The organism is Streptomyces sp. NPDC097107 (assembly GCF_044762405.1).
Taxonomy (GTDB): Bacteria; Actinomycetota; Actinomycetes; order Streptomycetales; family Streptomycetaceae; genus Streptomyces; species Streptomyces thinghirensis.
Genome location: NZ_JBIWEF010000010.1, coordinates 226,819 through 249,466 on the forward strand (window position 1 = coordinate 226,819; position 22,648 = coordinate 249,466).

General features: G+C 72.8%; 20 protein-coding genes, 1 tRNA gene and 1 pseudogene. 10 read left to right on the forward strand and 12 right to left on the reverse strand.

Going from position 1 to position 22,648, the window contains the following annotated elements; translation table 11 throughout:
• Positions 1-11: 11 nt before the first annotated feature.
• The 3 genes from ACIQ1J_RS24700 to ACIQ1J_RS24710 are packed head-to-tail and all read left to right on the forward strand — an operon-like array spanning position 12 to position 2,236.
• Complete coding sequence (locus tag ACIQ1J_RS24700; RefSeq protein ID WP_403560068.1) at positions 12-959, forward strand: PDR/VanB family oxidoreductase; 948 nt, start codon at positions 12-14, stop codon at positions 957-959.
• Between the two features lie 19 nt (positions 960-978).
• On the forward strand, positions 979-1,206 hold the full coding sequence (locus tag ACIQ1J_RS24705; RefSeq protein ID WP_210960619.1) for a recombinase-like helix-turn-helix domain-containing protein: 228 nt from the start codon (positions 979-981) through the stop codon (positions 1,204-1,206).
• A gap of 1 nt (position 1,207) precedes the next feature.
• Positions 1,208-2,236 carry an aromatic ring-hydroxylating dioxygenase subunit alpha gene (locus ACIQ1J_RS24710; protein ID WP_210960618.1) on the forward strand — a complete coding sequence of 343 codons (1,029 nt, stop codon included), beginning with the start codon at positions 1,208-1,210 and terminating at the stop codon, positions 2,234-2,236.
• On the opposite strand, the gene ACIQ1J_RS24715 is transcribed toward ACIQ1J_RS24710, so the two are convergent.
• From ACIQ1J_RS24715 to ACIQ1J_RS24735, 5 genes are all read right to left on the reverse strand, one after another.
• Positions 2,215-2,763, reverse strand: coding sequence for a MarR family winged helix-turn-helix transcriptional regulator (locus tag ACIQ1J_RS24715; RefSeq protein WP_210960617.1), 549 nt, complete (start codon positions 2,761-2,763; stop codon positions 2,215-2,217). The two genes, ACIQ1J_RS24710 and ACIQ1J_RS24715, sit on opposite strands and share 22 nt — an antisense overlap.
• Positions 2,764-2,883: 120 nt before the next feature.
• Positions 2,884-4,266, reverse strand: a complete 1,383-nt coding sequence (locus ACIQ1J_RS24720) for an AAA domain-containing protein (RefSeq protein WP_403560071.1) — start codon at positions 4,264-4,266, stop codon at positions 2,884-2,886.
• A complete protein-coding gene (locus tag ACIQ1J_RS24725; protein ID WP_403560073.1) occupies positions 4,263-5,900 on the reverse strand; it encodes a hypothetical protein in 1,638 nt (545 codons plus the stop codon). Before ACIQ1J_RS24725 ends, ACIQ1J_RS24720 begins: the two co-directional genes overlap by 4 nt.
• A complete protein-coding gene (locus ACIQ1J_RS24730) occupies positions 5,891-7,132 on the reverse strand; it encodes a hypothetical protein (protein ID WP_403560075.1) in 1,242 nt (413 codons plus the stop codon). Before ACIQ1J_RS24730 ends, ACIQ1J_RS24725 begins: the two co-directional genes overlap by 10 nt.
• Positions 7,029-7,982 carry a phosphatase PAP2 family protein gene (locus ACIQ1J_RS24735; protein WP_403560077.1) on the reverse strand — a complete coding sequence of 318 codons (954 nt, stop codon included), beginning with the start codon at positions 7,980-7,982 and terminating at the stop codon, positions 7,029-7,031. Before ACIQ1J_RS24735 ends, ACIQ1J_RS24730 begins: the two co-directional genes overlap by 104 nt.
• A gap of 196 nt (positions 7,983-8,178) precedes the next feature.
• On the opposite strand from ACIQ1J_RS24735, the gene ACIQ1J_RS24740 reads away from it, so the two are divergent.
• Positions 8,179-8,775, forward strand: coding sequence for a histidine phosphatase family protein (locus ACIQ1J_RS24740; protein ID WP_403560079.1), 597 nt, complete (start codon positions 8,179-8,181; stop codon positions 8,773-8,775).
• A 99-nt stretch (positions 8,776-8,874) separates the two neighbouring features.
• On the opposite strand, the gene ACIQ1J_RS24745 is transcribed toward ACIQ1J_RS24740, so the two are convergent.
• Complete coding sequence (locus ACIQ1J_RS24745; RefSeq protein WP_403560081.1) at positions 8,875-10,350, reverse strand: hypothetical protein; 1,476 nt, start codon at positions 10,348-10,350, stop codon at positions 8,875-8,877.
• Between the two features lie 297 nt (positions 10,351-10,647).
• Between ACIQ1J_RS24745 and ACIQ1J_RS24750 the strand changes: the two genes are divergently transcribed.
• Complete coding sequence (locus ACIQ1J_RS24750) at positions 10,648-11,031, forward strand: hypothetical protein (RefSeq protein WP_403560083.1); 384 nt, start codon at positions 10,648-10,650, stop codon at positions 11,029-11,031.
• A gap of 130 nt (positions 11,032-11,161) precedes the next feature.
• Positions 11,162-12,031: a spermidine synthase gene (locus ACIQ1J_RS24755; RefSeq protein ID WP_403560085.1), complete on the forward strand. Its 870-nt coding sequence runs from the start codon at positions 11,162-11,164 to the stop codon at positions 12,029-12,031.
• Between the two features lies 1 nt (position 12,032).
• On the opposite strand, the gene ACIQ1J_RS24760 is transcribed toward ACIQ1J_RS24755, so the two are convergent.
• Positions 12,033-12,605, reverse strand: coding sequence for a hypothetical protein (locus tag ACIQ1J_RS24760; RefSeq protein WP_403560087.1), 573 nt, complete (start codon positions 12,603-12,605; stop codon positions 12,033-12,035).
• 200 nt (positions 12,606-12,805) lie between these two features.
• Between ACIQ1J_RS24760 and ACIQ1J_RS24765 the strand changes: the two genes are divergently transcribed.
• The 3 genes and pseudogenes from ACIQ1J_RS24765 to ACIQ1J_RS24775 all read left to right on the forward strand — a co-directional run.
• Positions 12,806-13,558, forward strand: a complete 753-nt coding sequence (locus tag ACIQ1J_RS24765; protein WP_403560089.1) for a response regulator transcription factor — start codon at positions 12,806-12,808, stop codon at positions 13,556-13,558.
• Entirely contained in the window at positions 13,555-14,973 is a 1,419-nt protein-coding gene (locus ACIQ1J_RS24770) for a sensor histidine kinase (RefSeq protein WP_403560091.1), read from the forward strand. Before ACIQ1J_RS24765 ends, ACIQ1J_RS24770 begins: the two co-directional genes overlap by 4 nt.
• A gap of 34 nt (positions 14,974-15,007) precedes the next feature.
• A pseudogene (locus ACIQ1J_RS24775) lies at positions 15,008-15,754 on the forward strand (RNA-guided endonuclease InsQ/TnpB family protein); the annotation flags it as partial.
• Positions 15,755-15,801: 47 nt separating this feature from the next.
• Here ACIQ1J_RS24775 and ACIQ1J_RS24780 read toward each other — a convergent pair.
• The 4 genes from ACIQ1J_RS24780 to ACIQ1J_RS24795 form a co-directional block, all read right to left on the reverse strand.
• Entirely contained in the window at positions 15,802-17,241 is a 1,440-nt protein-coding gene (locus tag ACIQ1J_RS24780; protein ID WP_403560093.1) for a GH1 family beta-glucosidase, read from the reverse strand.
• 109 nt (positions 17,242-17,350) lie between these two features.
• A complete protein-coding gene (locus tag ACIQ1J_RS24785) occupies positions 17,351-18,259 on the reverse strand; it encodes a carbohydrate ABC transporter permease (protein ID WP_403560095.1) in 909 nt (302 codons plus the stop codon).
• A gap of 12 nt (positions 18,260-18,271) precedes the next feature.
• Positions 18,272-19,282: a carbohydrate ABC transporter permease gene (locus ACIQ1J_RS24790; protein ID WP_403560097.1), complete on the reverse strand. Its 1,011-nt coding sequence runs from the start codon at positions 19,280-19,282 to the stop codon at positions 18,272-18,274.
• 5 nt (positions 19,283-19,287) lie between these two features.
• Positions 19,288-20,613 (reverse strand): extracellular solute-binding protein, encoded by a 1,326-nt coding sequence (locus tag ACIQ1J_RS24795; protein WP_403560099.1) that lies wholly within the window; start codon positions 20,611-20,613, stop codon positions 19,288-19,290.
• 363 nt (positions 20,614-20,976) lie between these two features.
• On the opposite strand from ACIQ1J_RS24795, the gene ACIQ1J_RS24800 reads away from it, so the two are divergent.
• Positions 20,977-22,032 carry a LacI family DNA-binding transcriptional regulator gene (locus tag ACIQ1J_RS24800; protein ID WP_337303240.1) on the forward strand — a complete coding sequence of 352 codons (1,056 nt, stop codon included), beginning with the start codon at positions 20,977-20,979 and terminating at the stop codon, positions 22,030-22,032.
• Between the two features lie 440 nt (positions 22,033-22,472).
• Here the strand turns inward: ACIQ1J_RS24800 and ACIQ1J_RS24805 are convergent.
• A tRNA-His gene (locus tag ACIQ1J_RS24805) sits at positions 22,473-22,545 on the reverse strand.
• Positions 22,546-22,648 lie beyond the last annotated feature (103 nt).

The window sequence follows — 22,648 nt, forward strand, 5'->3', positions numbered from 1 at the left end:
GGCCCGCAGACATGAACGCCACCGAAGAGCGGGAACTGGACCTCCTCGTCCACCGCACCACCTGGGAAGCGGACGGAGTCCTCTCCGTCGAGCTGGTCCACCCCGACGGCAAGCCGCTGCCCGCCTGGACGCCGGGCGCCCACCTGGACCTGCACGTGGGCGGCCACGTCCGCCAGTACAGCCTGTGCGGCGACCCGGAGGAGACGGGCGTGTACCGGCTCGGCATCCTCGACGAGCCGGCGTCACGCGGCGGTTCGCGCCACGTGCACACCAAGGTGCGGCCCGGCCAGACTGTGCGGGTGGCCGGGCCGCGCAACCACTTCGCCCTCGAACCGGCCGCCTCCTACGTCTTCATCGCCGGCGGCATCGGTATCACGCCGATCCTGGCGATGGCCCGCCGCGCCGACCGGGACGGCCTTCCGTACCGACTGGTGCACGGCGGCCGTACGCGCGCCTCCATGGCGTTCGGCGGTGAACTCGCCGCACTCGGCGGCGAGGTGACCCTCGTACCGCAGGACGAGCAGGGGCACATCGACGTGGCGGGCACGCTCGCGGACCTGCCGGCCGACGCGCTGGTGTACTGCTGCGGCCCCGAGCCGCTGCTGAAGGCCGTCGAGGACGCGGCGCCCGAAGGGCGGCTGCGCACCGAGCGCTTCGCCGCGCCGGCCGTGGCACGCGACGGCGGCGACGACAGCGCCTTCGAGGTCGAGTGCCGGACCTCGGGAGTGACCCTGAACGTCGGCCCCGAAAGCTCCATCCTGGAGGCCGCCGAGAACGCCGGGCTGAGCGTCGCCTCCTCCTGCCGCGACGGCATCTGCGGCTCCTGCGAGACCCGCGTCCTGGCCGGCACCCCCGACCACCGCGACTTCCTGCTCAGCGACACCGAACGCGCCACCGGCGAGACGATGATGATCTGCGTCTCGCGCTGCGCCTCGGACCGCCTGGTCCTGAACCTCTGACCACCTACGGAGAACCGCCGTGCCCGAGACCACCTGGCCCTGCCTGCGCCCCCACCAGACCCGCGACCACGAGCCCACCCCGTACGAGACGAAACTCGCGCGCACCCTCGAGGACATCTTCACCAAGGACGGTCACGAACTGTCCGACGTGATCGACGGCCTCAACTCCCGCCAGCTGCGCACACCCACGGGAGAGCCCTGGACCGAGACGTCCTTCCGCGCCGAGATGCACCGCCTGGGAGCCTGACATGACCCTCTCGATCCACGACACCGCCGACCACATCTACGCCCACGGCCTGCGCAACCAGTGGCACCCCGTCGTGCCGTCCCGGTTCGTCGAGCCCGGCGGCATGCGCAGGGTGACCGCCCTCGGTGAGAACTGGCTGCTCTTCCGCAAGTCCGACGGCGCGCTCTCCATGCTCGCCGACCGCTGCCCCCACCGCGGGGCGCCCCTCTCCCTCGGCAAGCACCTGGGCGACCGGGTCGCCTGCTGGTACCACGGCGTAGAGGTCGACGGGACCGGCACGGTCACCTCGGTGCCCGGCCTGCCCGGCTGCAACCTGGAGGGCAAGACCCTCGTCACCTCGCTGCCCGTCCGCGAGGCCGGCGGCGCGATCCTCGCCTACTTCGGCGACGAGGAGCACCCCGACCCGGTGGAACTCGCCCTCCCCGGCCCGCTGGACGACGACGAGATCTCCGCCTTCCTCTGCTACGCCGAGTGGGACGTCCCCTGGCGGTTCGCCATGGAGAACCTGCTCGACCCGATGCACGGCGCGTTCCTGCACTCCGAGTCGCACACCATGTTCGCCGGTGACACGTCCGCCAAGTTCCGCATCCGGGAGACCGAGCGCGGCTACTTCTTCGAGAAGACCGACCAGCGCGGCGTCAACTTCGACTGGGTCGAGCTGTGTCACACCGGCGTCGACTGGGTGGACCTGTCCATCCCCTACCCGCCGTCGGCGGGCCCCGGCGGACCGTTCGGCATCGTCGGCATGGCCTGTCCGGTGGACGCCGGACGCACCGGCGTCTTCTTCTGGCGCTACCGCAAGGTGAGCGACTGGCAGCGCGACACCTGGCGGTTCCTCTACAAGACCCTCATCGAGGCCCGCCACTGGGAGGTTCTGGAGCAGGACCGGATCATCCTCGAAGCCATGCCCGCGGACGCCGACCAGCGGGAGAACCTCTACCAGCACGACCTGGGCGTGGTCCGCCTGCGCCGCCTCTACCAGGCGCAGGCCGCGCGGCAGTCGAAGGCTCAGCCGGTCTCGGCGCGCTGAGTCGGGATGTCGTCGGAATCCACGATGGACCGCTCCAGCTTCGACAGCAGACGGCTCAGCTGACGACGCTCGGCGGGCGAGATCCCGCCGAGCATCCGGCGTTCGTTCTCCAGGTGCTCGGCGAACACCTCGTCCACCTTCGCCAGCCCGGCCTCGGTGAGCCGCGAGTACACCACGCGCCGGTCACCGGCGTCGCGTTCGCGCACCAGCAGACCGTCCTTCTCCAGCCGGTCCAGCCGCAGCGTCACCCCTGCGGAGGAGATCAGCCCGGAGTCCGCGAGCTGCCCGGCGGTCAGCCGGTACGGGGCCCCGGACCGGCGCAGCGCGGTGAGCACGTCGAACCCGGCGACGGACACTCCGTGCTCGTCGAGCCGCGAGGTCATCCGCGACTGGTACTGCAGATACGACCGGTGCAGCCGGGCCAGCACCTCCAACGGCGACGTGTCCAGCTCGGGCCGCTCCCGCGCCCAGTCCTCGACGATCCCCGCCACAGCGTCCGGCCGCTTCGCCGCCCTGCCCTGAGCCATGTCTTCCCCTCGCGGCACGTGTTCGGTACAGAAACCTTAGCGCTAAAGGAAACGCCGGACCGGTGGCCGGCCTCCCAACCGACCGGGCCGGTCGTCCGTCCGAGGGTGCCGGAAGGGCGCTCAGGGTCGCCACGGCACCCGGTGCTCCGCCAGGTGTGCCAGTACCGCGTGGTTCGCCTCCCAGCCGTCCGGGAACTTGACCAGCGTTCCCAGCTGGACCGGCTCCGTGGACGGATAGTCGTCCAGCAGCTCGCTCACGCCCTCCCGGCAGACCACGATGCACGCGTGCCGGTGCCGGGAGGCCAGGACGCACAGGCGGCCCGTCTCCAGGTGGAAGGCGGTGGCGTCGGGGCGGCCGGAGAGCGGGTGGAGGACGACGGTGACGTCGTACTCGCGGCCCTGGAGCCGGTTCGCCGTGTCCACGGTCACCTCGGTCACCCCGAGGTCGGCCAGCGCGGCCCGGACCGCCGCCGCCTGGTCCCGGTGCGCGGTGCCGACGGCGATGCGGGCGGACGTCAGGGGAGCGGGGTCGGGCGAGCGCTCGGACGTCGCCGCGCCCTCCCGGTCGAGGAGCCGCCGGACCACCGCCGCCACCGCCCGTACGGCCTCCGGATCGGTGCGCGGCGTGTGACCGGCGGGCAGCTCCAGCAGACCCCAGCCCGAGCGGGCCGCCTCGTCGATCACCTGGTCGGGGCCCGAGCCGTCCGACGCCACCGCGAAGGACAGACCCCGGTCGCCGTGGTCCGTGCCGCTGCGGAACGGCGTGTACGGGTAGAACGCGTCGGAGACGAGCCGTGCCGCCGACGCCGGGAGCCGCCACGACACCGGCAGCCGGTGCTGGGGAAGGGCGGGATTGTGGGCGAGGAGCGTGGTCACCGCGGAGGCCGACGGGTCGTACGACAGCCCCGCCCACTGATCGCTGCCCACGGTCGCGAACGGGTCCAGCTGACCCGGGTCGCCCACGAACAGCGCCCGCTCGAACAGCCCGGCGACCGCCAGCAGCGCATCCGAGCGCATCTGGTACGCCTCGTCGACGATCGCGTGCCGCCACGGCTCGTCCACCTTGACGTGCGCCCACTTCGCGGCGGTCGACAGGACGACGGCCTGCCCGGCGAGATCGGCGGCCTTCGCCGACTTGCGTACGTTCGCCAGGTCGTCGAGCGCCTTGTCGTACGGGTCGGCGTCACTGCTGTGCAGGCGGCCCACCGGCAGGTCGGGGTTCTTCTCGGCGAGGCGCAGGACCAGGTCGTCGACCTGGGCGTTGGTCTGCGCCACGACCATCAGGGTCCGGCCCGCCTCGGCCAAGTCCAGCGCCGCCCGTACGACCAGCGTGGACTTGCCGGCGCCGGGCGGGGAGTCGACGACGACACCGCGCTCGGTGCCGTGCAGGGTGTCGTGGAGGATCGCGGCGGTGGCGCGGGCGGCTTCGGCGCCCGGGTCGAAACCGGCCGCGACGGGGGCGGCGGTGGCCTCGGCGGCAGCGGTGGTGGCCTCGGCGGTCACAGGAAGTCCTCCTCCGTCCGGGCGTCGGCGGCCTCCGGTACGGCGGCCGTCTCGCAGGGCGGTCCCCCGTGCGTCCACGGGGTCCGGTCCGGGTCGGGCAGCTTCGCCCCGCCCCGCTGCTCGTGTTCGAAGAGGGTGAAGCAGACCAGGTCGCCCTTCTCGGGCACCGACCCGGTCTCGGGCTCCTTGCCCCGGCCCATCTTGTCGACGATCCGCAGGACGAGTCCGCCGCCCCCGCCTTCGGCACCGTCCCCGTCCCCGTCCGCACCGGCCGGTCCGACGTACTCCGCCGCCTGCGGCTTGCCGCCCAGCGACCGGTAGACCTTCACGCGCTCTCCCAGGTGCGGGCGGTCGTCCGTGCGGATGGTGACCAGCGGGCGCGGACTGGGCCGCTTGCTCTCGCTGTACGCCATGACCACGTCGGTGACCTCCCCGGCGAACGCCTCGCCGGACAGTCGCCGCCCGGCCATCACCAGCGGATCGTCCAGCGCCTCCTGGGCCTCCAGCCGGGCCTGTTCACGCTCGCGCGTGGCGAGCTTGTTCGCCGCGGTCACCGCGTCGTCCCGGCGCGGCTGCGGGGGCTCGCCGGCCAGGACGCGGTCGCGGTGGGACGTGAACGACCAGCGGTCGCGGGTCCAGCGGTCCTCGACATGCGCCCCGGCGGGCAACTCCCGCAGCAGGTCCAGGCCCCGCCACACTGTGTCCCAGGTGGGCCGCGTACGGCTCTCGACCAGGGTGCGGATCTCCAGCTCGGCGGCGGTGAGCGCGCCGAGCCGTTCGTCGGCCTGCAGACCGTCCTCGGCGGCGGCGAGCGCGGTGCGGGCACGGTCGTAGCGCTCGATGGCGGGCGCGAGCAGCTTGTTGTCGAAGGCCGGGTCGGTCGCCGGGCCCGCGGGCGGGCACAGCAGCTGGCCGCCGGCGTCGCGAGCCAGTTCGGCCCGCCGGGCGGCCTGCGCGCCGGTCGGCCCCTCGCCGTCGGCCCCCGGGGCGATCCAGGCCAGCAGCGCCCCCAGGTGCTGGTCCTCCAGCGTGGACTGACCCGTCGCCCAGTGCCGGCCCAGCAGGTCGGTCATGGCGAGGAGGAGGGAGGAGCCGGGGACCCGGGCCCGCTCGCCGTAGTGGGTCAGCCACCGGCCGAGCAGCGGCACCCTCGGCGGCGCGGGGTGCGGCGTCTTGGGGTCCTCCTCCGCCGTACGCCGGAAACGCATCGACCGGCCAAGCAGCCGTACGAAGTCGATACCGGCCCGGCTCGGCACGATCAGCTGCGCCGCGTCCGCGCACAGGTCGACCTCGACCTTGACCCGCTTGCCCGTCTCCGGGTCGGTCTCGGTGCGCTCGGCGGCCTCGACGCTGTCGGCGTACGCCTCGACGTGCGGCAGCACGATGCCGGCCAGCTCGGCCAGGAAAGCGAAGCGCAGGTCGCGGTCGCGCGGCTGCGGCACGACCAGCAGGCGCGGCGCGTCCCGGTCGGTGCCGACGAGGGCGCCCAGCGGGGCACCGGCCTCACCCGCGGTGATCAGCGGTACGAAGACCAGCGGACGGTCGGACAGGTGCCGGTGGCGGACGGTGGCGGCGGGCTGGGCGTGTCCGGTGCGCACGGCCTCCAGGCGGGCGAGCGTCGTGATCAGTGACACCCGGCCACCCCGCTCCCGCCGACCCCGCCGGTCCCATGAAGCCCGCTCCCGCCGGCCCCGATGCCGGCCGTCGCGAGTGCCTCCGCGCGCAGCCGCGCCGCCCTGCGCAGGGCGGCCACCGCCGGGTCGTCGGGATCGCCGGTCTCCCCGCGGGCCGCGGCCAGCACCTCCTCCACCGTCGACAGGCCGCCGAGCTCGGCCCGGACCGGGCGGCCCAGCGAGGTCACCGCGCCGGCCTCACGGGACCGGGCGCGGCAGTGGAAGGCCAGCTCGCAGGCGGACAGGCACTCGGGCGCGTACGTCGCCGGGACCGCCTCGACCGCGGCCGTCAGCTCCTCGGCCGGCAGCTCGGGGGAGAAGCAGACGCCGTCGGGGAGCGCGTCGGTGATGTCCTCGATGCGGGTCAGCCGGGCCAGCTGGCGGTCGGTGACCGCGCGCTGCTTGCGCACGTCGACGGCCGAGGCGGTCGGCAGGTTGGAGAAGTCCTTGGGGCAGACCAGGAGCACCCGGTGGCGCACGCGCGGGGCGGGGTCCAGGCGGGCGGCGGCCCGCTCCAGGGCCAGCACGTACACGGCGGCCTGCCGCGCGGCGGCGCCGACCTTCGCCGGGTCGGCGGAGCCGTCCAGCATGGGGAAGGACTTGATCTCGACGACCGTCCAGCTGCCGTCCGGGTGCACCACCACGGCGTCCGGCTCCAGGAAGGCGGGGGAACCGGCGACGTCGAGGGCGAGCATCGGGTGGTCGAGCAGCGTCCAGGTCCCGGGCGGGCCGGTGGCCTCCCGCAGGGCCAGCGACGTCCGCGCCGCGCGGCCCTCGGGGCCGGTCGCGGACAGGTCGGGCACATGCGCGCCGGCGGGCGGTTCGGCGCCCCGGTCCAGCTTCTCGTGCACGAGCCGCAGCAACTCGGCGCCACCGTCCGCCTTGACCCGCGCCTCGAAGGCGTTGCCCCGCATGAACGCGAACTGCGACTGCCCGAAGACCGGCGGCGAGCCCAGCGCGCCGGCGAGCGAGGCCTTGTCCACTCCGGCACCGTCGAGGACCGCGCGCCGGCGACACCCGGGGTTGGCGGCGAGGGCGGCCAGGGCCCGCGCGTCCAGCGCCTTGGCCGGTACCTCGGGACCGCGCAGCTCAGCGAGCCGGTGCCGGAGTCTCGTCCCCCGCGTCCGCGGGGGAGGGGTCCGGCTCGGCTCCTGGTCCGAACCGCTGCTCGCGCTGCCGTGGGAATCGCTCACCCGCGGAAGTCTGGCATCCACCTCTGACAATCGTGGAACCCGCGTCTGCCGGGGCCCGCGCGGCCGGTGTGAAACGGGCCGCGATCCGGGTCCGCACCCGGTCCGCCGTCCGCAGCACGTACGGCGTCAGCAGCAGTCCCGCACCCATCACCGCGGCGCCCGCGACGGCGTCGAGGAAGTAGTGGTTGGCGGTGCCCATCACCACGATCGTCGTCACCAGCGGGTAGACGACGCCGGCCACCTTCGTCGTGCGCGTGCCGCCGTAGCGCCACAGCATCACCCCGCACCACAGCGCCCAGCCGACGTGCAGGCTCGGCATGGCCGCGTACTGGTTGGTCATCCCGCCCAGCCCGCGCGGCGCGCTCGCCTCGCCGCCCCACCAGCCGTACGAGCTGTACTGGGCCATCGTGTCGACGAAGCCGTGGCTCGCGTCCAGCAGCCGGGGCGGGCAGGTCGGCAGCAGGGTGAAGCCGATGAGACCGATGAACGTGGACGTCATCAGCCAGGTACGGGCGGCCCGGTAGCGCACGGCGCGCGAGCGGAAGATCCAGATCAGGAGCGCGGGGGTGACGAGGTAGTGCAGCGACGCGTACCAGAAGTCGGCCGGTATGCCGATCCACGGCTCGCGGGTGAAGAGGCGGTTGAGCGGGTGCTCCGCGTTGAGGAACAGCACCTTCTCCATGCGCAGGATGGCCAGGCCGTGGTCGACCGCGTCGGTGACATCACCCCGGACCATGAGCCGGCCCGCGGAGTAGAAGGCGTAGACGAGGAGGATGAGCGGCAGTTCGGTCCACCAGCGCAGTCGAGTTTTCGGGGCCGCCTCGGTGCCCGGTGTCTCGGTGTGCGGCAATCCGATCGCCCTCCCCCTTCGTCCTCGCGCGCGCCTGGACCGACACGGACGTGACACTCTACGGCCTTGGTGCGCCCCGCTTCACTGGGCGCCCTCGGCCCTGATAGACGCCGGGATCGCCCGCCGGGTTGCCCGCGCGAGGCGTGCGCGATGATGGGGTGGTCCCCTCAGACATTTCTCCCGGAAAGGCCCCTTCATGGCACCGCGCATCCTGCTGGCCCGGCACGGACAGACGGCGTGGTCGCTGTCCGGCAGACACACCGGCAGGACCGACGTGCCGCTCCTGGAGGAGGGCAGGCGCGGTGCCGAGCTGCTCGGCGAGCGGCTGCACCGGGCGCCGCTGGAGGGGCTGCCCGGCGTCGAGGTGCGCACCAGCCCGCTGTCCCGCGCGCGCGAGACCTGCGAGCTGGCCGGCTTCGGTGAGCGGGCCCGGGCCTGGGACACGCTGATGGAGTGGGACTACGGGGCGTACGAGGGCATGACGCCGGACGAGATCCAGGCCGTCCGGCCCGGCTGGCTGATCTGGCGGGACGGCGTGCCCGAGGGGGAGAGCCCGGCGGACGTCACCGCGCGCGCGGACGAGGTCGTCGCGTGGGCGCGTGAGGCGGACCGCGACGTGCTCGTCTTCGCCCACGGGCACATTCTCCGGTCGATCGGGGCGCGGTGGCTGGGGCTGCCGCTGGACTTCGCGGCACGGATACGGCTGAATCCGACGTCGCTGTCGGTGCTGGGGTGGGCGTACGGGGAGCCGGCGCTGGAGAGCTGGAACGACCTGGGGCATCTGGCGGGCTGACGTGGGTGCGGGTTGCCGCCCCTGGGGGCACCTCCCAGGCCGTTCAGGCTCTGGGGGAGGCACGACCGCCCGCAGCCGGAGGCGGAGTGGTGACCGGGTTCACGCCGTTCGCGGCAGCGCGGCGTGGCGGTCCAGGAAAGCCGAGACCTCCGATGCCCGCCGGTGCGGGAGAAGCACCCGTGCCGTCGCGGACAGCATCGTGTGGACGCGTGACGACTGGACCTCGCCCAGCAGGTCCAGAACCCGCATGCCCGCCCCCGCCGCCTCGTCGGGCCGGCCGCCGCGCGCCAGGTCGTCCGCCAGTTCCGCCGAGTACAGCGCGAGGTTCCGGGTGAAGTGCGGGTCCTGCAGTTCGGCCGCCCTGCGCGCGTGCCGGGCGGCCCGGAGCCAGTCGCCCAGAGTGGACCAGCACTGGGCCTCCAGCCCTTCCAGCTCGGCCGCGCCGTAGAAACTCATCCACTCGGGGTCGGCGTCCGAGGGGCCCCGCCCGAAGAAGGCCTGTGCGCGGGCCAGCGCCTGCTCGCAGCCGACGCGGTCGGCCAGCCCCGCCCACCCGCCCGCCTCGCGCAGCGCGAGCAGGGACATCAGCCGGGCCGAGCCCAGCGGGCGGGCGGCGCGCTGCGCGGCCTGGGCCGCCCGTACCGCCTCGCGCGGGCGCCCGGCGTCGCGGGCCAGGAACGCCATGTTGCAGAAGGCGTGCGCCTCCAGACCCGCGTCGCCGGTCATCCGGGAAGTGGCGAGTGCCTCGGCGTAGTGGGAGCGCGCGTCGTCGAAGCGCCCGGAGTCGTGCGCCAGCCAGCCCACGGAGATCGCCAGTTCCCCGGCGCCCGAGTAGAGCCGGTCCGCCGTCGCCTGCCGGGTCGCGCCGGCGTCCAGCAGCGCGTAGGCGGTACGCAGCGGGGCCGCCGCGCGCCGGTAGAGACCGTCCGCGCCGTGCCGGTCGTCGAGCAGCCGGATCCGGCGGACGGCTTCTTCGAGGGCGCCCGCGTCGCCCGCCCCTGCCCGCCGCACGGGGCGCTGAGCCGCCGCGGCGTCGAGAGCGGGCCCCAGGGGCCCCAGCGAGGCGGCGGCCACCGTGGCACCGCTCGTCATGAATGCGCGACGCAGCACGTCGCTCTCCTCGTTGTTGTCGTGCGTGTCGTACAGGTACTGCTTGTTCTGCGTGTTGTGCGGGTCATGCGTGTTCTGCGTCTCATACGGCTCGCCCGCGCCCCGGTTCTCATTCGGGGCGCGCGGAGACCTTTCGGTGTACGCCGGGGGCGCCTCCTCCGCGGTGCGCGCCCGGCGCCCGCGTACCGACGAGCGGGGCGCGAACCCCAGGTCGGTGAGCGTGCGTCCGGGAAACATGTGCAGGAACACCCGCTCGTACGCGTAGTTGGGGCAGCGGATCTCGCCCGCCTCGACCCGGCCGATGTAGCGCGCGTCACAGCTGACCCGCTCGCCGATCTCACGCGCGGCCCGGCGCACCGCCGCCGCGAACTCGGCCGGCGAGCGCCTTCCGCGCAACCGCCGGAAGGCGAGGTTCGGCCGCGGTGGCCGATCGGGCTGGGCAGAGGTCACCGTTGACGACGCCATGGTCGGGTCCTCTCGTGCGAACCGTCGAACCATGCCGGGACAGGGCTGAGTTGTCGGGATTTCTCCGTTTGCCAGCCCTGTTTCCGGCGAGCATGAACGTACCCGCTGTGACTGAGTGACCACGCGGTGTTTGGCTACAAACCGGATATCTCATCCACGATCCGCCATGAAGTGCCATCCTTTGCGGCTGACTTGTGCCGTAGCCGTTGACGGCCCGACGCGTTGAACCCTGTGGACCGGGAGGCCCCCGACTCCCGACCCGCTCGTCCAAGGAGGAGTTCCGTGGTGGAGGCCGGGATGGATACCAGACGGATCAGCGATCCCCCCTGCGACGCCTGCGACGTCGTCACCGTGCCGACCCGGCAGGGTCTGGAGGCGGTCGACATCCTCAGAAGGGGCGCCGGTGACGGGGTCGGCCCCGTGATCCACGACGACGGCTGCGACACCCTGGGGTTCCTGGTACCCCCGGGCACGGCCGCCGCCTGGGACGTGCCCGGAAGCACCTGCACGGGGACGGACGGCCGCGGACTCAGCCTCGACCTGGCCCCCGAGCCGCCCGTGGAGGGCTCCGACTGGCTGCTGCCGCCCGGCGAGGCGGACCTGGCGACCGACCCCGCGGTGCTGCGGGCCGCGCTGGGCGAGGCCGCCCGGCTGATCGAGGCCGCGGACAGCTGCAGCTAGGGGGGCGTTCGGATCTTGCCGGGGTCGGCCGCAAGACACCGTTGCCCGGAGCCGACCTGATCCGAACGACACCCCCTGGACGCCCCGGTCCAGCCGTACGGCGTTGTCCCGGTGCGCCGATAATGGGCCGATGGGAAAGTCCAGGAACGCCCGCCGCGGGCGCGCTGCCGCCGCAGCCGTCGCCGAGAACGTCGACGGCGGGCTCGCCGAGCTGATCCCGGACCGGGAGCGGAGCCGGGCCTGGACGCTGCTGATCGACGGTGCCCCGCAGTCGCACGTCGACCTCGACGACCCCGCGTACCTGTCCTTCGAGTACCAGCGCCGCCTCGGGCACGTCATCGACCTGGCCGTCCCGCCGGGCAAGCCGGTGCAGGCCGTGCACCTCGGCGGCGGCGCCTTCACCCTCGCCCGCTACGTCGCCGCCACCCGCCCCCGCTCCACCCAGCAGGTCGTCGAGAAGGACGCCGGCCTCGTCCAGCTGGTCCGCCGGGAGCTTCCCCTGGACCCCGGCGCGCGGATCCGGGTGCGCTCCGCGGATGCCCGCGCCGGGCTGGCCAAGGTGCCCGACGGCTGGGCACAGCTGATCGTCGCGGACGTCTTCAGCGGGGCCCGCACCCCGGCCCATCTGACGTCCACCGAGTTCCTGGACGAGGTAAGGCGCGCACTCGCGCCCGGCGGGGTCTACGCCGCCAACCTCGCCGACGGTCCGCCGCTCGCCCATCTGCGCGGCCAGATCGCCACCGCCGCCGACCGCTTCCCGGAGCTCGCCCTCGTCGCCGACCCGGCCGTGCTGCGCGGCAAACGCTTCGGCAACGCGGTCCTCGTCGCCTCCGACCACCCGCTGCCGGTCGCCGAACTCACCCGCCGCGCCGCCTCCGACCCGCACCCCGCGCGCGTGGAACACGGCCGCGCGCTGACCGACTTCACCGGCGGCGCGGTGCCCGTGACGGACGCGGCGGCGGTGGCCTCCCCGGTGCCGCCCCCGTCCGTCTTCAAGTGACTCAGTAGCTGCCGATCTCCACCCGCGGCGGCCCGTCGTGCCAGGTGCAGAACACCGACACCCGGTCCGCGCCCGAGGTGAACTCCACCCGGATCCACGACTCCGTCTTCCACACCTGCATCGACCAGCCCGCGCCCGGTGTCGCCGACACCAGGGACGCGGACGACGTACCGAGGTCGAAGACCGCGCGGCCGCCGTCGGTGTCGTAACTCCTGACCCGGCCGGACGTGGTGGGCGAGGGACTCGCCGGAGGCTCGGCGGAGGCGGAGGCGGAGGCGGACGGCGCGTTCCGCGACGGGGTGGGGGACGGCTCGTCCGGGGTCCCGCTCGGCTCCGGCGAGGGACTGCCCGACGGCGACGGTCGCCTGGTGGACGAGGCCGACGTCCCCGAACCTCCGGCGTCCTCCGGCTCCCGCGCCTCCCGCACGGAGGCGTCGGCCGCCGTGATGGGCAGGGCGCGGGGGCGGTCGTAGGCCGTGCCCGCCATCACCGTGTGGACGCCCCACCAGGACAGCGTGACCGCCGCGCCGGTGGCGAGCAGCCAGGCGAGTACGTGTACGAGTCCTCTGCGCATCGCGGCCATACTGCCTCACGGGTCACACACGTGTCGCCCGAACGGAGACGGAAGGACGGCGGAGACCGGGGCGGGAGGACGGCGGAGACTGGGGCGGAACGACGGCGGAGACCGGGGCGGAACGACGGCGGAGACCGGGGCGGGCGGGAGTTGTCCACAGGCTCGCGCCGGGTTGGTCCGCATGGCGTACGGTGCCGCCCATGGCAAGTGTGCTCGTGGTCGAGGACGACCAGTTCGTACGCTCGGCGCTCATCCGGCATCTGACCGACGCCTCGCACACCGTGCGCAGCGTCGGTACGGCACTGGAGGCGCTGCGCGAGGTCGCCCATTTCCGTTTCGACGTGGTGATCCTCGACCTCGGCCTGCCCGACCTGGACGGCTCCGAGGCGCTGAAGATGCTGCGCGGCATCACCGACGTACCGGTGATCGTCGCCACCGCCCGGGACGACGAGGCGGAGGTCGTACGGCTGTTGAACGCGGGCGCGGACGACTACCTCACCAAGCCGTTCTCCGTCGAGCACCTGTCGGCCCGGATGGCGGCCGTACTGCGCCGCGCCCGGACCGGCCCCGCGGAGGCGGCCCCGTCGTCCGTCATCCGGGTCGGCGGCCTCACCGTCGACCCGCTGCGCCGCCAGGCCGAGCTGGACGGCGCCCGGCTCGACCTGACCCGCCGCGAGTTCGACCTGCTCGCCTTCCTGGCCGGCCGGCCCGGAGTCGTCGTCCCCCGCAAGGAACTGCTCGCCGAGGTCTGGCAGCAGTCCTACGGCGACGACCAGACCATCGACGTCCATCTGTCCTGGCTGCGGCGCAAGCTCGGCGAGACCGCGGCCCGGCCGCGCTACCTGCACACCCTGCGCGGTGTCGGCGTGAAGCTGGAGCCGCCCGCTGAGCCGCCCGCTGAGCCGCCCGCCGGGCCGCCCACGGAGCATCGCGGAGTGGAGCCGCCGCGATGAGATGGGCCCTGGTCAAGGTGTCGCTGGCGGTCACCGCGATGGTGGTGGTCGCCTTCGCGGTCCCGCTCGGTCTGGTCATCCGGGAGATGGCCCGGGACCGCGCCTTCTCCAACGCGGAGCGGGAGGCCGCCGCCGTCGCCCCGGCACTGTCCATCACCACTGAACGCGAGCAGCTGGAGCGCGTCGTCGCCTCCGCGGGCTCGGACGCCGGCATGGCCGTGCACATACCGGCGTCCGGCCAGGAGGACGGCGGCACCGACATCGGCCGGCAGCGCGCCACCGACGAGGACATCGCCGCCGTGCGGGAGATGGGCCGCGCCTCCACCACGGAGGTGACCGGCGGCTCCACGCTGCTCCAGCCGGTCGCGCTCAGCTCCGGCGAGATCGCCGTCGTCGAGGTTTACGTCCCCGAGTCCGAGGTCACCAACGGCGTCGGCACGGCCTGGGCGGTGCTCGCCGCGGTCGGCGCCGCCCTGATCGTCGGCTCGGTCGCGGTCGCCGACCGGCTGGGCATACGGATGGTGCAGCCCGCACAACGCCTGGTCGAGGGCGCGCACGAGCTGGGGGAGGGGAAGCTGGGCGCGCGGGTGCCGGAGGAAGGGCCGAACGAACTGCGCCTCGCGGCGGTCGCGTTCAACTCCATGGCCGACCAGGTCGTCCAGCTGCTGGCCAACGAACGGGAGCTGGCCGCCGACCTGTCCCACCGGCTGCGTACCCCGCTGACCGTGCTGCGGCTCAACGCGGCCTCGCTCGGCGACGGGCCCGCCGCCGACCAGACCCGGGCCGCCGTCGAGCAGTTGGAGCGCGAGGTCGACACGATCATCCGCACCGCCCGGGACGCCAAACCGCAGACGGCCGCGGCCGGCCCCGGTGCCGGGTGTGACGCGGCCGAGGTGGTGCGGGAGCGGATGGGTTTCTGGTCCGCGCTCGCCGAGGACGAGGGCCGCAAGTGGCGGGTGGCCGGCGCCGACCGGCCGGTGCGCATACCCGTGGCCCGCGCGGACCTGGCCGCCTCCCTCGACGCCCTGCTCGGCAACGTCTTCCGGCACACCGCTGAGGGCACGGCCTTCGCCGTCGACCTGCACAACGGCGAGGACGCGGTGATCGTGCTGGTCTCGGACGCGGGTCCGGGCATACCCGACCCCGCCGCGGCGATGGCCCGGGGCCGGGGCTCGGGCACCGACGGGTCGACCGGGCTCGGCCTGGACATCGTGCGCCGGCTGGCGGAGTCGACGGGCGGGGACGTTCGGATCGGCTCGTCCGTGCTGGGCGGCACCGAGGTGCGGATCTGGATCCAGCTGGACGGGCGGGCGGCGCCGGCCCGGCAGCGCGGACACCGGGGGGCGGTACGGCGACGCAGGCAGGGCCGTGCGCCGACGCCAACACCGGCGGTCCGGGCCGGCCGCGACCATTAGCCGGCCCCGATCCCTTCCTTGAGCCCACCGTGAGATCGCCAACCCCGGCCGGAAGCTGATCACCGAGGCGAAGCGGACGGCCGGGCGGTCCTGGCTGGGTGAGGTGTCCGCGGTGGTGCTCCAGCAGTCCCTGCGGGACGCCGAGGCGGCGTACCGCAACTTCCTCGCCTCCCTCGAGGGCACCCGCAAGGGAGCACGGGCGGGTGCTCCTCGGTTCAAGTCCCGCAAGGACACCCGGCAGTCGGTCCGGTTCACCGCCAACGCCCGCTGGAGCATCACCGACGCCGGCCGCCTGAACCTGCCGAAGCCCGGTGCGGTGAAGGTGAAGTGGTCCCGCACCCTTCCCTCCACGCCCTCGTCCGGCACTGTCGCCAAGGACGCGGCCGGCAGGTATTTCGCCTCCTTCGTCATCGACACCGACCCCGCCGCCGACCGGGTACGGATGCCCGGGACCGGCCGCACCGTCGGCATCGATCCCGGCCTCACGCACTTCGCGGTCCTCTCGGACGGCACGAGGATCGACTCCCCGCGCTCTCTGCGGCGCGCGGAGAAGAAGCTGAGGAAGGCCCAGCGGGAGCTGTCCCGCAAGCGGAAGGGATCGAAGAACCGGGACAAGGCCCGTCTGAAGGTCGCCCGCTCCCACGCCGAGGTCACCGACGCGCGCCGCGAGTTCCACCACCAGCTCTCCACGAGACTGATCCCCGACAACCAAGGGATCGCCGTGGAAGACCTGTCGGTCAAGGGACTGGCCCGCACGCGGCCGGCCGACGCCGACCGCGACCGCCACACCCCGGTACCCACCGGCACCGGGGTTCCCTCAGACAGGGCCTACTCGGCCGACTCCACCGGCGGCAGCGTCGCCGTGCGGGCCGCGCGCCCGTACCAGAGGGCGCTCGACTTCGGGGTGCGCTGCTGGGAGACGTAGTCGACGTAGACCGCGCCGAACCGCTTCTCGTAGCCGTAGGCCCACTCGAAGTTGTCCAGCAGGGACCACAGGTAGTAGCCGCGGACGTCGGCGCCGTCGGCGATGGCCCGGCGCACCGCCCGGAGGTGGCCGTCCAGGTAGGCGACCCGCTCGGGGTCGTGCACCGTGCCGTCCGCGCCGGGCTTGTCGTCGTAGGCGGCGCCGTTCTCGCTGATGTACAGCGGCAGGCCGGGAGCCTCACGGTCGTAGCGCATGATCAGCTCGTGCAGGCCGGTCGGGTCGACGCTCCAGCCCATCTCCGTACGCTCGCCCGGCGGCTGGTGGAACGCCACGTCGTCCGCGGCCGGCCACGGCGAGTGGTCGCTCGCGCCGTGACCGTCGGCGCGCGGCGCGCGCGAGTCCGCGTCCGCCGCCGACACCACGGTGGGCGTGTAGTAGTTGAGGCAGATCGCGTCCAGCGGCTGGCGGATCAGGCCCAGGTCGCCGTCCTCGACGTGCGACCAGTCGGTCACCGACGCCGTCGCCTCCAGCAGGGTGGCCGGATAGGCGCCGTGCAGGATCGGGCCGTGGAAGATCCCCCCGGACAGGTCGTCGATCTTCCGCGCCGCCGCCAGGTCCGCGGGCCGCTGCGACAGCGGCCGGACCACGGAGGTGTTGAGGCTGATCGCCACCGAGTTGCGGGCCGGCATCACCGAACGCAGGGCCACCGTGCCCAGGCCGTGCGCCAGGTTCAGGTGGTGCGCGGCGCGCAGCGAGGCGGCCGGGTCGGTACGGCCGGGGGCGTGCACGCCGGAGGCGTAGCCCAGGAAGGCGGCGCACCACGGCTCGTTGAGCGTGATCCACTGCTCGACCCGGTCGCCGAGCGCCTCGCCGACGATCTGCGCGTACTCGGCGAACCGGTACGCCGTGTCCCGCTCGGGCCAGCCGCCCGCGTCCTCCAGCTCCTGCGGAAGGTCCCAGTGGTAGAGGGTGACGGCCGGCTTGATCCCGGCGGCCAGCAGCTCGTCCACCAGACGTCGGTAGAAGTCCAGGCCGCGCTGGACGGCGGGGCCGCGACCGGTCGGCTGCACCCGGGGCCAGGAGACGGAGAAGCGGTAGGCGCCCAGACCCAGCTCGGACATCAGCGCCACGTCGTCGCGGTAGCGGTGGTAGTGGTCGACAGCGATGTCACCGGTCTCGCCACCGGCCGTCTTCCCCGGCGTATGGCTGAAGGTGTCCCAGATCGAGGGGGTACGGCCGTCCTCCCGCACCGCGCCCTCGATCTGGTACGCCGAGGTCGCGGCGCCCCACAGGAAGGCAGGGGGGAAGGTCACCGGGGTCACCGGCGTTGCGGACTCAAGCATGGAAGCGCTCCCATAGCAGGTCGTGACGGGTCGTGAGAGACCGACGTGTAGTGGGCGAGGGGGGAGGTCGGGGCCGGGGCGGCGGTGACCCGGCCCCCGGGGTGGGGCGTCAGCCCTTGACGGCGCCCTGCATGATGCCGCCCACGATCTGCTTGCCGAAGATCGCGAAGACCAGCAGCAGGGGCAGCGTGCCGAGCAGCGCGCCGGCCATGATCAGGGCCTGGTCGGGGGTGAAGCCGCGGCCGAGACCCGCCACCGCGACCTGCACGGTCGGGTTGCCGTTCTGCGTCAGCACCAGGAACGGCCACAGGAAGTCGTTCCACACCTGCACGAACGTCAGCATGCCCAGCACGGCCATCGCGGGCCGCGCCGTCGGGAACACCACGTGCCAGATCACCCGCCAGCTGCCGGCACCGTCCACCCGGGCGGCCTCGATGATCTCGTCCGGCAGCGCCTGGAGCAGGTACTGCCGCATGAAGAACACGCCGAACGCGCTGACCAGGGACGGGAAGATCACTGCCTGGAGCTGGTCGGACCAGTCCAGCTCGGCGACCATCATGTACAGCGGGATGACGCTGAGCTGCGGCGGCACCATCATCGTGCCGACCACGACCAGCATCAGCGCGTTGCGCCCCCGGAACTTCAGCTTGGCGAAGGCGAAGCCGGCGATCGTCGCCATGAAGACGACGGTGGCCGAGGAGATCCCCGCGACGATCGTGGTGTTGAGGATGGCCTCGCCCATGTTGGCGTCGGTCCAGGCGATCTCCAGCTTGTCGAAGAGGTTGGAGCCGAACCAGAGCGGCGGCGGCGTCTGGGCCAGGCGCTGGTTGTCGCGGGAGGCGGCGATCGCCGTCCACACCAGCGGGAACAGCGAGCCGAGCGTGAACAGGGCGAGGATGATGTACGCGATCGGCCCGGCGTGCAGCTGCCCGCCGGCCCGGGACGCCTTGGACCGGCGGCGCCGCCGCGGAGGCTCGGACACCGGCTCGGCCGGGGGTTTCGTCAGGGTCGTCGTCACGGCCGGTTCTCCTTAACTACTGGCGCGCAGCCGGCGCGAGATGACGTAGTTGACGAGCCCGATCACGATGAGGATCAGGAACATCGTCCAGGCGATCGCGGAGGCGCGGCCCAGGTGCTGGTTGACCCAGCCCTGCTCGTACATGTACAGGCCGAGCGTCTGGAACTGGTGCTGGCCGCCGCCCGAGGCGCCCTTGTTGGCGTCGAACAGCAGCGGCTCACCGAACAGCTGCGAGGCGCCGATGGTCGACACGACGACCGTGAACAGGATCGTCGGACGCAGCGCGGGCAGCGTGACGTGGAGGAACTGCCGCCACCGGCTGGCACCGTCCAGCGCCGCCGACTCGTACAGGTCCTGCGGGATCGCCTGCATCGCCGCCAGGTAGATCAGCGCGTTGTAGCCGGTCCAGCGCCAGATGACGATCGACGAGACGGCGAACTGGGACGCCCACTTGTCGTTCTGCCAGTCGACCTTGCCCAGGCCCACCGAGTCGAGAACCCAGTTGATCATGCCGTAGTCGCGGCCGAAGAGCAGCACGAAGACCAGCGCGGCGGCGGCGATCGACGTGGCGTACGGCGCGAGCATGATGACGCGGTAGAAGGTGGAGCCGCGCAGCTTGTAGTTGAGGATGTGCGCCAGGCCCATCGCCATCATCAGCTGCGGCACCGTGGAGATGATGCCGATGGTCAGCGTGTTCTTCGCGGCGTTCCAGAAGAAGTCGTCGTCGAAGATCCTGGTGTAGTTGTCCAGGCCCGTCCACGCCATGTCGGTGGGCGCCGTCAGCTCCACCGTGTGCAGCGAGGCCCAGCCGGTGTAGATCAGCGGGAACAGGCCGAACGCGGCGAAGAACACGAAGAACGGGGCGACGAACGCGTACGGGCTCCAGCGCATGTCCCGCTGCCAGCGGCGGGAGAGCCGGGCCCGTTTCCTGGCCACCTCGTCGGGGACCGCGTCACCGGGCGGTCGGCCCGGGGCCGCGCCCCCCTTCTCGGGGGGCGCGGCGGTGTCGTGCCGGGTGGTCATTCCGGTCACTTCTCCAGGTTGTTGTCGATGGTCTTGGTGGCGTTGTCCCAGGCCTCCTTGGGCGACTTGCCCTGGGTGACGAGGATGACGCCGTTGTCGGTCAGACCCTGCTGGATGATCTGGTCCTTCGAGCCGATCACCTGGGCCGGGATGGCCTCGGCGGCCTTGGCGAAGATCGCGCCGATCGGCGAGTCACCGGTCATCTCGTTCTTCGCGCCCGTCACCTGCGGCATCTCGTACGCGGCCGGGGCGCTCGGGAAGCTGCCCTGCACGGCGAACAGCTTGGCCTGCTGCTCGGGCGCGGTCAGCCAGGCCACCAGCTTCTGCGCCTCCTTCACGTTCTTGCCGCTCTTGGGCACGCCCAGGAAGGACCCGCCCCAGTTGCCGGACTTCGGCGCCGCGGCCACGTCCCACTTGCCGGCCGCGTCGGGCTGGGACTTGCCCTTGATGGTGCCGATCATCCACGGCGGGCAGGCGACGGTGGCGAACAGGTTGTTGGAGATGGTCTGTTCCCAGGTCGGCTGGAACTGGGTCTGCGCCTGGACCAGGCCCTTCTCCGCGGCCTCCGCGGTCAGGTCGAAGGCGTTTTTGACGGCGGGGTTGGACTTGTAGATGACCTCGCCGGAGGAGTCGTAGAACTTCTCCTCCTCACTGCTGAGGATGGCGTTGATCAGACCGCCGGGCGAGTCCATGAAGTAGGTGTCCTTGCCGGCACCCTTCTTGTACTTCTCGCCGGCCTCGACGAACTTCTTCCAGTCCCCGGCCCACAGCGCGCTGACCTCGTCGCGGTCGGTCGGCAGGCCCGCCTTCTCGAAGAGGTCCTTGCGGTAGCAGATCGCCATCGGTCCGACGTCGGTGCCGAGGCCGACCGCCTGGCCGTCCTTGGTGACGCCCTGCTTCCACTTCCAGTCCAGCCAGCTGCTCGGCTGGACGCCCTCCACCTTGGCCATGTCCACGAACTTGTCCGCCTGGGTCTCGACGACCTCGGCGATGTTGCCGACCTCGATGGCCTGGACGTCCTGCAGGCCGCTCTCGGTGGTGAGGTGGTTGACCAGAGCGGGGTAGTAGTTCTCGTTCCGCTCGGTGACCGTCTCCTCGACGTTTATGCCGGGGTTGAGCTTCTCGTACTCCTCGTAGAGGCCGGCCTCCTTGAAGCCCATGGTGCCGAACAGGCCGAGGGTGATGGTGGTCTTGCCGCTGCTGTCGCCCGACGACGAGCCGTCCTCGTCGTTGCCGTCGTCGGCGCAGCCGGCCAGCAGCCCGGCGCCCAGCGACGCGATGGCCGCGACGACCACCGCCTTGCGGGCGGATCGATTACGTGCTGCTCGCATTGCGTCCTCCTGTTGCCCTGACGTGCCGACCCCCCGGCCAACTACATGGTTGGGCCCGCTGCTTCATGTGGTTCGTTCGACGCTGCGGCTCGGGCGGGGAACGTGCGGGATGTGTATGTGCCAGGTAGTGTGGGAGCGCTCCCACAGGTGATGTGTTGAAGAGTCGTCGGTCCGGGCGGGGGTGTCAAGGGCGCGGACGCGACGAAGTGCGTTCAGTTATCGGCCTGTTAACTGGACGTTGCGAGCGGCGTCGGGACACCTCCCCGCGGCGGTCGGCGGCCCGGAGCCGGTCATTACACCCGACCGGCCTGTTAAATTCCAGGCCAGCCGCAGAGTGCGGGGTGTCGACGGGAGGCGGAGCCGATGGCAAGCCACGGAGCGCGTGGGCGGAGCGGTGGCCGGCCCACCCTCGAAGAGGTGGCGGCACGGGCGGGCGTCGGCAGAGGAACGGTCTCCCGGGTGATCAACGGCTCGCCCCGGGTCAGCGACGCGACCCGGGCGGCGGTGGAGGCGGCGGTCGCGGAACTCGGCTACGTTCCGAACACGGCGGCCCGCGCCCTGGCCGCCAACCGCACAGACGCGATCGCGCTGGTGGTGCCCGAGCCGGAGACCCGTTTCTTCGCGGAACCGTACTTCTCGGACATGCTGAAGGGTGTTGGCTCCGAACTGTCCGACACCGAGATGCAACTGCTGCTGATCTTCGCGGGCAGCGACCGGGAGCGGCAGCGGCTCGCCCAGTACCTGGCCGCGCATCGCGTGGACGGCGTCCTGCTGGTCTCGGTGCACGCCGACGACCCGCTGCCCGACCTGCTGTCCCAGCTGGAGATCCCCGCGGTGATCAGCGGCCCGCGCTCGGCCCGGGAATCGCTGGCGTCGGTGGACTCGGACAACTACGGCGGCGCCCGCTCGGCCGTCGAACACCTGCTGTCCCGAGGCCGCCGCCACATCGCGCACATCACCGGCCGCCTCGACGTCTACGGTGCCCAGCGGCGCGTCGACGGCTACCGCGAGGCGCTGCGCGACGCGGGCCACGACGCGGACGAGCGGCTGATCGAGGCGGGGGACTTCACGGAGGAGGGCGGACGCAGCGCCATGGTGGAACTGCTGCGCCGCCGCCCCGACCTGGACGCCGTCTTCGCCGGCTCGGACGTCACCGCGGCCGGCGCCCGCCAGGCCCTGCGCGAGGCGGGCCGGCGCATCCCGGACGACGTGGCGCTGGTCGGCTACGACGACTCGGCCATCGCCCGCCACATGGAGCCGCCGCTGACCAGTGTGCGGCAGCCCATCGAGGAGATGGGCCGCGCGATGATAGACCTGCTGCTCACCGAGATCGCGGACCGCCGCCCGGCGGCCTCGCGGGGGCTGGAGCGGCACCAAGTGGTGCTGGCGACGGAACTGGTGGAGCGGGCGTCGTCGTGACGGCCCGGGCCGGGGCTCGTCGGCATCGACCTGCATCGACCGGCACCGACCTGCATCGACCTGCATCGACCGGCACCGACCTGCATCGACCGGCATCGACCGGTGCCGACCGACGTCGGTCGGCGCTGACCGGGGCGAATGCCCCGGCGACGCGCCGCCCACGTGCCTGTCGGCCGGGCCTCGTCGTCGGCCCGGGGGGCGCGAGGGCCTTCGACGCGACGGGGGTGTCGGCGGGGCCCGGCGTCCAGTCGACCGCTCAGGCGCCGGTACGGCTCCGCGCAGGAGCTGACCGGCTCGGTCACCGGCGGCGCGCATCTGCCGGCCCGGGAGAGTCGGCGCGGGCTCCGGGGCGGGACGGTCCGGCCTCCTGCCGAAAGGGGCACCCCGGGAACGCCGTCAGCCGGTGACCTTCTCGCGAAGGTCACCGGCTGACGGATCAGGGTGAGTGACGGGACTTGAACCCGCGGCCACCTGGACCACAACCAGGTGCTCTACCAACTGAGCTACACCCACCATGGCCGGTCTTCGGAACCCGTGGTGGGCTTCCCCGACCGGCTGAGAAAAAGTGTACAGGGTCCGAAGGGGTGCTCGCGCACCCCTTTACCGGGCCCGCACG